Consider the following 11198-nt stretch of genomic DNA (forward strand, 5'->3'; position numbering starts at 1 on the left):
GGGATTCTTTATCTTTTATTATATATTCCTTAATAATTTTTGTTCGGTCTGTTACGTTGTTTGGATTTAATCTTAATAGTTCATTTTTGAAGTTTTCATCCTTGTAATGAGTGTCGAGGCCAGCGAGGAGTGAGTCTATTTTTGGCCTGTAGGGTAGATCTGTAAATGGCGCTTTTAACATCTCAGCTCCCTAAAACTTTATGCAGCAGTTTGTGTATTCGACCATGCACTGTCACCATGCAGCTGATAGTTGGAGCCGTTACCTATACCTCCGCTCCAGTATGTTTTCTTCTGACTTATATTCATGTGACGATCTCGGATCAATTTTCCTTTCTAGGGTTTTTGATTGCGTTTCAACTAGGTTCAAAAAACTACAAATAAGCTAGGTCTAATATGGTCAAAAAATCTATTTTCTTTCTGAATCAAAATTCGAATCGGAATCCTTTGAATAAAAGCGCTGTGATTTAAAGTTGAAGTTAGTCAAGCGGAAAATCACATGTCCATGGAGGTGTAAACAGCTCTGGGTCTATGTTATTTTGATTAAGGAATTCGTTAATTTCCTCTTCGGTGTTTACGTTTTGACATTTCGTTATCGTTGCATCGCTAATGCCGACACTATCTCGAGGGGCTAGTATATTGGTTGGTAAATTGAATTCGATTATTACATGTTTTGAGTTTTTAGCATTCTCTAGAAAACTGTACTAGTACTCTCCAGGAAATCTATCCTCAAAGTTCAAATGATAGGCCGCGTAAATTGCTATCCATGTTCTAGATGATTTGTCATTTGAAGGGAGTTCCTGCGCGATCTCAGTATAGGATTTCGCTTCCAACCCCCCACCAAACTTTTCGTGGAATTAATTTATTGTCGTTCATTTATTCCTTAAAATTTGGTTTGACCGATGGATTCGTATTACCTCGCCTTTTATGGAGCGCAGTTATAAATGGAGTCTATCGTGATAAGATTTCAAGAACCTCGTTCGAGCTATTGCTTGAAAGTGCTTTACAAATGTAGTCTGAAACACCTTCTTCATCGATATATCCATTTTCAAGCCCAACTGAAAGCTCTCTCCAATTTAACCAAGGTGCCTTCGTCAAAACGTAGCGACCGTCGAATGCAATCTTTTTCGTTATTTCGGTAGCCTAGCTGGGTTTTAATTTGCCGCTCCAGTGATATGCCGTCAGAGACAATCATGCTGATCCGTCATTGTTATAGGCTTTGATGTTTGAAACATAAACTTGTCGTGCTTCGCAAGTTATTTTGCAGTTGTTGGAAGTTGTGACTTCAATTTTGCAATCGTCGCCAGTCTTTTCAATTTTTAATTCGATTGAGCCGTGGATGTTGAAATTATTTATTTCCATCGTTATTACTCCATTGATGGTGAGGTCAAATTCACATTCGTTATAATTTTTTTCTATCCATTTCTTCGGACACGGTGTGTTCTCTAGTGGGCAGTGGAGCTTAATTACGACAGATTTATCCAGCAATAACGTGTGAGAAATATTTATTTTTTTTGGAGCGTAATTTTCGCCAAAGATGGATGGCCATTGTTTGTCGTTCGAAATATAATTTGTCCACATGCTGTATAACATTCTTGACGTTGATAATTAAATGCTCTCTTTCCTTGAGCTGCTTTTCCGCATGTTCGATTTTTATTTATCGATTACTTCAACTGGTAGCTGAACTTTTCATCCCTGCTAAAGCTTTCATTCTGTGATTTTAATCGTTCGAGTATTTTTACGATTTTCAGATATCACTCTCCCTTTTTTTTCTGAAAGCTTGGAGTGGTTCCTGACTAACTTGATGTAGAGCAACCCATCGTTTGAATAAAGTAATCTTGTATCGGGCTAGTTACTCCGGGGCATCTTATTATTTATGCCTACATCGGCCTCTTGCCAAGTGTGGTCTGGAGTAGGCGGAAGTACGTGCGGGCTAGTTGCTGTAGTTAAATTTTTCTTCAAGTTTTTTTAATGTTTCATGTATTGTAGGGTTTGGATCTTTTACGTTTTTTTTTACACCAGCTAATTATGCAGGATACAGCTTCGTTGGACGGAAGGGTAACATGGTTTTCCATGAACTCAAAAGATATGCCGTCCCTAAGGTAATCTGGTATGTTTTCAAAATCGTCATCCGTACTAATATAAATTCCGGACATTTCTATTCCGAAGCCTCGTGAATCAAGGATACTTTCTAGCGCTTTGGGAAGAAAGCTGGCGTTGTTTAGCGATGAAGATTCTAATAAATCTAGTAGGCAATTGTGTATTATGCTTTCCTGAGCTTCGCTAACCATTGGTTGCTTCATATTTATTTGTGCAGTCAGACTTAAATTTATTCAATTGTGAGTAAATATCATCCAGTGTGGTTCAAATAAGCAGATGGGCCGCAAAGCATAGGGTGCCTTGTTGTAAACTCAATGAGCGAATCTTCGTTGGTGGCAGAAATTTTAAAGTTCCCATCTTGACTTAAAATTTTCATGGTCAAATTTTTTTGTGTTGGTATATTTTTTATCGTCAGGTCTTTAATGTTGCTGCAATTCAGCCCGATCCGGCATGTATTAAATCCTGACTTTTTCCACTTTTCAGGTGGCGCAACTGGATAATCAGAAATGTCAAACTCCAAAGTTATTACCGGTCTATTGTTATCAATTGATACTGAGAATAGATCAATTTCACCAATCGCAATGTCAGAACCGAAAACTTTGTTGAAAAACGTACTTCCGTCTAGCTCATTCCAATAATTCATTCGTGCTATTCCTTAAAGTAATAGTGATCTTTTGCCCCAGGAACTTTACCAGTTCTTGGGTTTTCAATCGGACGTAAATTGAAATGAGCTTTTTGATCGCCTTTATTCCCCGGTTCATGGTATTGATGCCCGGCTGAATGATCTTGAAGAATAACTTTAGAGCCATCGGCTCGAGTGAATTGGTATTCTCGCGTGAGAATCGGTTTTCCATCGCTGTTGAGAATACTTTCACCTGATTTATCTGTCATGCGTACGTATTTATATTGCTGTGTCTTGCCTGTCGAAGGATCAAACACGGGATCCGGGTGTTGGGATCTAGGAATTCCAGCTTCTGACTTCGCTTCTCTAAACGCACCACTGCGAGACAATTCGGGCGTTGCTGGTTCAGTTTTCTTCGTTTCGAGTGGCTCGACCTTGCTACCAGGACACCCATTCAACCCCAACGGATCCACCCACCCCGTAGGGTTAGGCACGTACTGGTAGTTATTCAACCCCCCAGCCAGCTTGATCGGATCCGGTGTCAGAAACCGTCCAGTCCCCGGATTGTAGTAGCGGTGGCGGTTGTAATGTAACCCTGTTTCCGCATCGAAATACTGCCCCTGGAACCGCAGCGGGTTGTCGATTTCGCTGACGTCGAGCGCTGCGAGGTTGCCGTAGGCGCGGTATTTGGCGGACCACATGATGTCGCCGCTGTAGTCGGTGAGTTCTTGTGGTGTGCCGAGGTGGTCGAGTTGGTAGTAGAACGGCGTTGCCTTGAGCGGGCCTTCGCCGTCGAGCATGGCGAGGGGGCGGAAGGTGCCGGGTTCATAGACGTAGCTGCGATAGCGGTTGTCGGCGCTTTCGGCGATGAGGCGTTCACCTTGCCAGAGGAATTCGGTGGTGTGGCCGTCGACGGTTTTTTCGATGCGGCGGCCGAAGGCGTCGTATTGGTAGGACGCGGTGCTGCCGCCCGGCAGGCTTACGCCGATCAGGCGGTGTTGGCAGTCGTAGCGGTATTCGGTGACGAGTTTTTGCCCGGCGCCGCGTCGTTCGCGGACGAGGTTGCCGTAGGCGTCGTAGTCGTAATGGCGGTCGCCCTGCATGAGCAGGCGGTTGCCTTTGACGTTGGCGAGGTTGGCGGTGCCTTCGTTGTTTTGGCCGAGCAGGTTGCCCGCCGGGTCGTGGGCGAAGCTTTCCGGGGTGGCGCCGCGCACGCTGATCAGGCGATCGAGTGGGTCGTAGTGGTAGCTGCGCTTACCTTTGCGGCTGTCGTCGATACCGGCGAGGTTGCCGTTGGCGTCGTAGTCGTAGCGGCGCTGGAACAGGTTTTTTTCGCGCTGGCTGACGCTGTGCGCTTGCAGGCGTCCTTGCTCGTCGTACTGATATTGGCTGAGCAGCAGGCCTTGTTGGCGCTGGAGTTCGCGACCGGCGCTGAACTGGTGACTGGTCAGGCGCGAGCCATTGAGGTCGATGCTGCTTAGCTGGCCGCCGGGTTGATGGCGGTAGTCGAGTTTGCTGCCGTCGGGGAGGCGGCAGTGTTTGAGCTGGCCGACGCTGTCGTATTCGTAGCGAAGCGTGCCCCAACCCTGGTGTTCGGTGACGAGGCGGTCTTGCAGGTCGTATTCGTAGGCGAGGGGCCAGTGGCCGTCGTCGACGTTGACCAGACGACCTAGGGCGTCGTAGCTGTAATGGATTTCCTCGCCGTCTGGGAGGGTTTTGACCAGCAAGCGGCCGGCTGCGTCGCGTTGGTATTCGCTGACCAGTTCGCTGCCGTCGTCGCCGAATTCGGTTTTCTTCAGCAACTGGCCGTTGAGGTCGTATTCGTAGGCGGTGCGGCGTCCGTCAAAGCCGGTTTCCTGCTGGATCAGGCCATTCGGGAAATAGTCGAGGTGGTAGTGCTCGCCGCGTTCGTTTTCGATTTCGGTGAGATTCAACAAACTGTTGTCGTAGCGATAGCGGAGCTGGCTGCCATCCGGGTTGATGCGACGACTTACCAGATGCAGGTTATCGGCATACTCGTAACGGGTGACGCGACCCAGTTCATCCCGTTCGGCGGTCACGCGGCCGTACGGGTTATAGCTGAAAGCGCGGGTAGCCCCGCCGGGCAGGGAAACCTGGATCAAGCGATCGACCGCGTCCCATTGGTATTGGGTGATGGCACCGGTTTCGTCCTGGCGCGTGATCTGCCGGCCAAGCGCATCGTAACGGTACTTGCGTTGCCCGCCATCGGGCAGCCGTTCTTCTATCAGTTGGCCGAGATTGTTCCAGCCCAACTGATGACGGCTGCCGTCGGGATGACGGATTTCCAGCAAGCGACCCTGGCGGTCGTAGCTGTAGCTGGTTTCGTTGCCGTCAGGGTCGATCTGTTTGGTGATGTCGCCTTGCCGGTTACGGTCGTACTGCCAGCGGGCTTTGCCGCGCTGCACATCAATGAGCTGGCCGTTGAAATAGTTGTAACGGGTAGGTTCATCTTCTGGCGGAATGACGGCCATCAAGCGTCCGGCATCGCTGTATTGATACTCGGTGACAGCACCCATCGGATCCTTCACCGCGACAAGGCGTCCCTGATCGTCATACGCATTTTGCGTCTGCGCACCGTCGGGTGCCGTTTCGCTGATCAGACGGGCATTTTCGTCATGCACATAAACAAGTTCACTGCCGTCGGCGTTGTATACCGTCACTTGGCCCTTGTCGTCCCACTCGTAGCGCTGCTCCAACTGCGCGTAGTTGGCCCAGTGATGCACGCAACGGGAAAGCTTGCCTTCGCGCTCCCATGCCCAAAAGAACGCTGCGCCGCCAGCCAGTTGTCGCTCGAGAATGACGTGCTGGTCGTTGTAGCGGTAATGCTCCGTTTCACCTACAGCGTTAACCGACGATATGAGCTGGTTGCGCGAGTTGTAGTGGTAGGTGACAAGGGTTTGAATCGTTAGCCAAGGATCCTGGCGTTCACCGCGATCATCGTATTCGGCGCGTTGCTGCTGTTGATCGACAGCGGCGATGTGACGGTCGTCATATCGCAAGAGCAGGGCGCGGCCAGCGCCGTTGTCGATACGCTGAATACGGCCGACGAAGTCATAAGTGATATGCAGTTTGTTGTCGTAGGCGTCGCTGATAGTCGTCAAGCGCCCGGCGCGGAAATGATAGAAACGCGCCTTTGGCCCGGCTTGGGTCAGAATCAGTTCTTCGGGTGCGGTGCCGAGGTAAATCGCGGCCTCGGCCAAGCTATTGGTGATGGCTGGCCGTTGCTCGGTCGGCATCGGGAAGCGGGTCTGACGGTTTTCATTGTCCGTCCACAAAACCCCCTCATCATCGAGTTGCAAGCGATGCGACAGTGAGTGACTCCAGCCGTGGCCGAGACGGCTGTCGATCTCAACGGCACTGCTTCGATACAGGCGCGTCCATTCGAAGGGCAATACACCAACGAGTTCGCCATCGGTGAGGGTCAGGAGTTCTTCGCCGGTAACCATCGAAACGGGTTCACCGCCGGTACACGTGTCTTTGGAACATTGTGCCGGTTCGTTTGCAGGGTTTTTCGATTGATCGGGTGCGTTGTCGACGTGCTCCTTTTGCTCTACCCGAGTAGCGGATTCGGTCTTGGCGCGTGCTTGAACCTGGGCGTCGGTCTCCACTTTTCCGCCACTCACTGGCGGTTTCTTTTTTGGTGCTGTCGCTGTTTCGGCCGGTTTTGGCGGCGCGATCTCGACGTTGGCTTTGCGCGCGGGATTAAACGCCGAATTGCCATTGAGCAGTAAGGGGCGGGACGCCTCGGCATGCGGAGCGGCCTTGGTCTTGCTGACTTTCATCAGCATGCCGGTGAAGTCCTCGATCAGCTTCACCACCTTCCCGCTGTTTTGTGTGGCTTTAACGACCTTCGTACCGACGCGAACCGCCAAGCCAAGACCACCGGTCAGCACCACGCCTACCAGGATGTTCAGCAGGAATTCCGTCGTCATCTGTGCCAGCACTTCCGTGCAGGTTTGCGGCGGAAGCATCTTCACCCAAGCCATGATGGCTGCAACGTAGATCCACATCAGTGGTTCGTCGCTGGCAATCAACAGAGCGGTGTGAATGGCATCTGCGGAGGCGTCATAGATCTTCTTGATCTGCTCCTCCGTGAAAAACTTTTTCAGTTTTTCGTAGTTTTCGCGAGGGTGCGCAACGAGGTCGTAAAGGCTTTTGATATCGCCCCACAGACCCATGATCGCTTTGAGAAATCCTTCCCAAGCAGCTTCCAGTTCTTGCAGAACACGGCCACCCATTGAGGCGTCGGTATGTGCCTGCCAGAGTGGAAGGAAACTGGTGCTCCATTCGGTCTGCAACCAGCCACTCAGCTCGCCGATTACCCCTTGATAGGAGTTGAACAGGCTGTCGATCTGCGCACGGGTGGGGTTGGGAAAGAAGGTGATTTTGTATTGCTGATTGGGTGTGAGGCCCGTGACTTCCAGAATCCCGGTCGAGTCGATGATCTTATTGATCTCAGGCCCTGCCTCATTCTTGCCAATGAACCGGCCATCCACCACAGGCACCAAACGCACCGGGGTGTTGCCGATCGGGACAAAGCGCGCGGATTCGAAGCTGTGTACCAGTGTGAGTTTGCCGTTGGCCGGACAGTTGGCATAAAGGGTATTTTCCTTTTTGCTGTCCTTGTCCGCAGTACCGACTTCGTCACCGACCTTGAACTGTTGCTCGGCATCCAGCACGCCGCCATACCAGGCTTCAGCGTGTTCACGGTAATCCGTCAGGCACTTTTTGAAGTCGCCGATGATGGCCTGAGCATCAGGTTGTTTCGCGTTGAGATTGCCAACAATCTCACCCATCAAAATGCTCATGCAGTCACCTCTTTTTCCAAATGGGCCTTCAACAGGCCCGCAAAATTTTCTTCCGTGAGCGGCGTACGTTTTACGAAGCGCGCCACTTTTTGTTGCAAATTCGACTCGGGAAACGAGAAGTACAGATCGGCATGTTCATCGAGCAGCCACTGCATCATGTTGCCGATAACAGTGGATGGATTTTCCGCCATCAACCCATCCAGCAACTTCTTCGGCACCTCCCACCACGGCCAGTCCCTCGCCTTCGGCAAGGCCCTCGCACCAACCTCCAACACCTGTCCATTAATCAAGAACCGCTCAAACATCGGCATCAGTTCCCCCGCCGACTCGCCCAGCCCTTTAAGGATCGGGTAGATATGCCGCCCATCCCAAAAACGGAAGAACACCTCCGTCCCGTTTGGCATTTTCACTTGGGTCAGGCTGCGCAGGTGTTCGAACACTTCGTTCGGTTCCGAGCGGGAGACGGCGAGCCAGCCCCAGTCAAGGGCATCGGTCTGCTCGATCCATTTCAGAAACGCTGAGTTGGCTTTCAGCTCGGTGACGTAGGGCATCACCGGTTGCCAACTGGCGTAGGGGGTGTCGCCCCAGATCGGTATGAGTTGGGTGGCCGGGTCGTTGAGGTACAAGGACTTCAGGGCATCGGCATCACTGGCGGCGCTGATGATCAGGTACAGGCGCTGGTCTTTTTCCAGTGGCTGTTCAGCCAGCCATTGCTGAGGTGTGATTCGATCAGACGGCACAGACACCTGCCTTGCATTTTTCGCATTCTTCGCAGAACGGAGCGTTACGTTTGAGGGTGTTGATCTGGGCCGGGGTCAGAACCTGGCCGGCCTTGTCGGCATCGGCCTGTTTGAGGACGCCGGGCATGAGTGGCGCCGCACCGGTGCCATTCCCCGGACTGCCCCCGGAATTCACATTGATCACCGGCCCGCTCAGCGTCACGCCACCGCCATCGATCTTGATAAAACTCCCGCCACCGATCAGCGTCAGTTCACTGCCAGCCTCCAGCACTACCTTCATGCCGCTGCTCAGGTGGATCTCCTGGCCCGCATCAATGAATTGCCCGGTACCGATCTTGATGTGCTGATTCACACCGACGGTGAGGTGGTCGTTGGCGCGGGTTTCTACTTTGCGGTCGGCGTAGACGGTGTGGTGTTCTTCGGCCTTGAATTCGCTGTAGCTATTCTGTTCGACCGTATCGTGGCGCTCGTTGCCGACGCGGATTTTCTGGTCGTGCTCGACGTTTTCATCCCAGTCGCGCTGGGCGTGCAGGAAGATTTGTTCCTGGCCTTTTTTGTCTTCGATGCGCAGTTCGTTGTAACCGCCGCCGCCCATGGAGCTGAGGGTTTTGAAGGTGGTGCGGGTTTTGTTCGCCGGCAGCGGGTAGGGGACGATGTTTTCCTTGTGGTACAGGCAACCGGTGATCAGCGGCTGGTCGGGGTCGCCTTCGAGGAAGGTGACGAGGACTTCCATGCCGATGCGCGGGATGGCGATGCCGCCGTACTGGGCGCCGGCCCAGGCTGAGGAGACGCGTAGCCAGCAGCTGGTTTTGTCGTCGGCCTGGCCTTCGCGATCCCAGTGGAACTGCACTTTGACGCGGCCGTACTGGTCGCAGTGGATTTCTTCACCTTGCGGGCCGGTGACCACGGCGCTCTGGCTGCCGAGGATGCGCGGCTTCGGGTGGTTCAGCGGCGGGCGGTTCGGCACGTCCCACGGGGTGGCTTGAAAGCGGTTGCGATAGCCCTGGTGGAAATCGTCTTTGAGCGCGGTGGTGTCGCTGGTCACCGACTCTTCGAGCACTTGTGGCTGTTTACCTTCGTGCAGAATTTCAGTGAGCAGCCAGAGGTCGTTCCACTTGGCTTTGGGGTGTTGGGTCAGGGCCAGGAAGTGGCCGCTGACCAGCAACGGTTGATCGCTTTTGCCTTCGGCGAGCTGAAAATCGCTGCGGTGGCGCTCGAGGGCGCGGGTGGCCAAGTGTTTGCCGCGCTCGCGGTCGATGAAACGGCCCGGGTAATCGTAGTCTTCGAGGTCGGGCACGGCGTCGCCGCGTTTATCGCTTTCGAGGGTCAGGCGCGGTTTTTCGAAGTCGTAGTCGCGGCGCGTGGTGCGGCTGGTGCGGGTTTCCAGGCGCAGGTCGAAGCGCTTGATCACCGGGTCGTTGGCGACCATGCCGGAGTCTTGCTGATAGGCCACGGGCGCGAGTTTCGGGAACACCGTCTGGTCGTCGCCGAACACCAGTTTGTGCGCGGTGGCGCTGTGTTCGAAGTGGTAGTGGATGCCTTCTTCTTCGCACAGGCGCTGGACGAAGTGCAGATCCGACTCGTCGTATTGCACGCAGTAAATGCGCTCGGGATAGATCGAACCGACCTTGAATTCGTAGGCATTGCCCTGGATGCCGTGCTCTTCCAGCACCTGGCCGATGATCTTCGGCACGCTGAGGTTCTGGAAAATGCGCTGGTTGATCCGGTGCGCCAGGTAAGACAGCTGCGGGCGCAGGGTCACGGAGTAGCGCGTCAGGCGCTTGCCGGAATCGCCTTGCGCGGCGCGGTAGATCTGGCCGTGGATGCCGCTGCCGTCAGGCGACAGTTGCAGGAAGGCTGGTTTATGCAGCAGGGTTTCGAGATCCAGCGCGGGCTTTTCACTGACCAGCGCCACCTCGAACACGAATGGCTGGCTGATGGCTTCCCGACCGGTGAGCGAAAGCACCTGGAGGTCATTTTCCAGGCCCTCAATGGTCAGGGCAAAGTGAGTCTGATTGGCCGGCGCGAACATCCCTTGTTCCTCGTGCTGTGTAGCGGCGTTTAGTCGAATACCCGAAAACGGGCGCTCAACCTACGCGAAATTCTGGAGGGGCGTAAACGACATCGACCAGCAGAGCTGGCCGATGCTTGAAACGATCAGCCGTAATTAAACGACTGGAGCACGCCAGTCATCGGAACCCGAAGTACCGGATACTTCGTGGGTCCAGGTGATTTTGCGGTAGGTCATTTCAATGTCTTCCAGGTGCGTGAAATGCGCGTTGTTTGGATCCTGGCAGTTGTGCATGTAGTCCTTGGAGGAAACGAGGATCGCGTCTTCCAGAACGGTGGTGTAGTAGTGCTCTTGGGTACCTTGAGCCGAAGTGCGGTACCACTGGATTTCAACTTTGCTCAGGCGCTCGCCGGAGGTCAGGGCCGCTTGCAGCAGTGGCGAGGACTTGTCGAAAACCTTGGTGATTTTCACTGGTTTGTGAACGCGCTGGCCGGTTGGCTGGCCGGACTGTGGGTCACGCGGGATGATCACGTCGTGGTGGAAAGCCTGAACCATGACTTGGTCTTCGTGGCCTTCCTGGAAGGTGTTGCCCACGGAGTCGGCGGTGAATGCGCCGGCAGTGATCAGGCCTTGTTTTTCGCCAGTGATGGACATGTACGCTGGTGTTGCCATGGGATGCTCTCCTTGCGGATAAATTGAGGGTGCCCGGGAGGCGAAATCGCCCGGTGGGTGGCGAGAGCTTTATCAAGGAGCGTGCCAGGTTTTAATCAACGCCCGTGGGGCAGGGCTTGCAGAGGATTTCCCGTCAGGACGAGGCGTCTTTCAATCACCGTCGGATTAAAAGGTGCGCAACTTCTTGCGCAGTACTGCGCAAGAAGTTGCGCACTTGGCTGCAGGCT

General features: G+C 53.2%; 7 protein-coding genes and 1 pseudogene. All 8 read right to left on the reverse strand.

The features are described from left to right. A pseudogene (locus GIW69_RS23125) lies at nucleotides 1–181 on the reverse strand (hypothetical protein); the annotation flags it as partial. 767 nt (nucleotides 182–948) lie between these two features. Continuing rightward, entirely contained in the window at nucleotides 949–1095 is a 147-nt protein-coding gene (locus GIW69_RS26475) for a DUF2247 family protein (protein WP_496570951.1), read from the reverse strand. A 93-nt stretch (nucleotides 1096–1188) separates the two neighbouring features. Further along, nucleotides 1189–1578 carry an Imm50 family immunity protein gene (locus GIW69_RS23130; protein WP_236485085.1) on the reverse strand — a complete coding sequence of 130 codons (390 nt, stop codon included), beginning with the start codon at nucleotides 1576–1578 and terminating at the stop codon, nucleotides 1189–1191. A 769-nt stretch (nucleotides 1579–2347) separates the two neighbouring features. Then, nucleotides 2348–2740, reverse strand: a complete 393-nt coding sequence (locus tag GIW69_RS23135; protein WP_236485086.1) for an Imm50 family immunity protein — start codon at nucleotides 2738–2740, stop codon at nucleotides 2348–2350. A 5-nt stretch (nucleotides 2741–2745) separates the two neighbouring features. Further along, nucleotides 2746–7548, reverse strand: coding sequence for an RHS repeat-associated core domain-containing protein (locus GIW69_RS23140; protein WP_236485087.1), 4803 nt, complete (start codon nucleotides 7546–7548; stop codon nucleotides 2746–2748). Beyond that, nucleotides 7545–8288 (reverse strand): DUF4123 domain-containing protein, encoded by a 744-nt coding sequence (locus tag GIW69_RS23145; protein WP_236485088.1) that lies wholly within the window; start codon nucleotides 8286–8288, stop codon nucleotides 7545–7547. The genes GIW69_RS23140 and GIW69_RS23145 overlap by 4 nt, the downstream gene beginning before the upstream one ends. Further along, nucleotides 8278–10320, reverse strand: a complete 2043-nt coding sequence (locus GIW69_RS23150) for a type VI secretion system Vgr family protein (protein ID WP_236485089.1) — start codon at nucleotides 10318–10320, stop codon at nucleotides 8278–8280. Before GIW69_RS23150 ends, GIW69_RS23145 begins: the two co-directional genes overlap by 11 nt. Nucleotides 10321–10455: 135 nt before the next feature. Next, the gene (locus GIW69_RS23155) at nucleotides 10456–10971 is read right to left on the reverse strand and encodes an Hcp family type VI secretion system effector (protein WP_236485090.1); all 516 of its coding nucleotides are present in this window, start codon (nucleotides 10969–10971) and stop codon (nucleotides 10456–10458) included. Between the last annotated feature and the right edge of the window lie 227 nt (nucleotides 10972–11198).

This window comes from Pseudomonas syringae, from assembly GCF_021605415.1.
GTDB classification, from domain to species: domain Bacteria; phylum Pseudomonadota; class Gammaproteobacteria; order Pseudomonadales; family Pseudomonadaceae; genus Aquipseudomonas; species Aquipseudomonas syringae_S.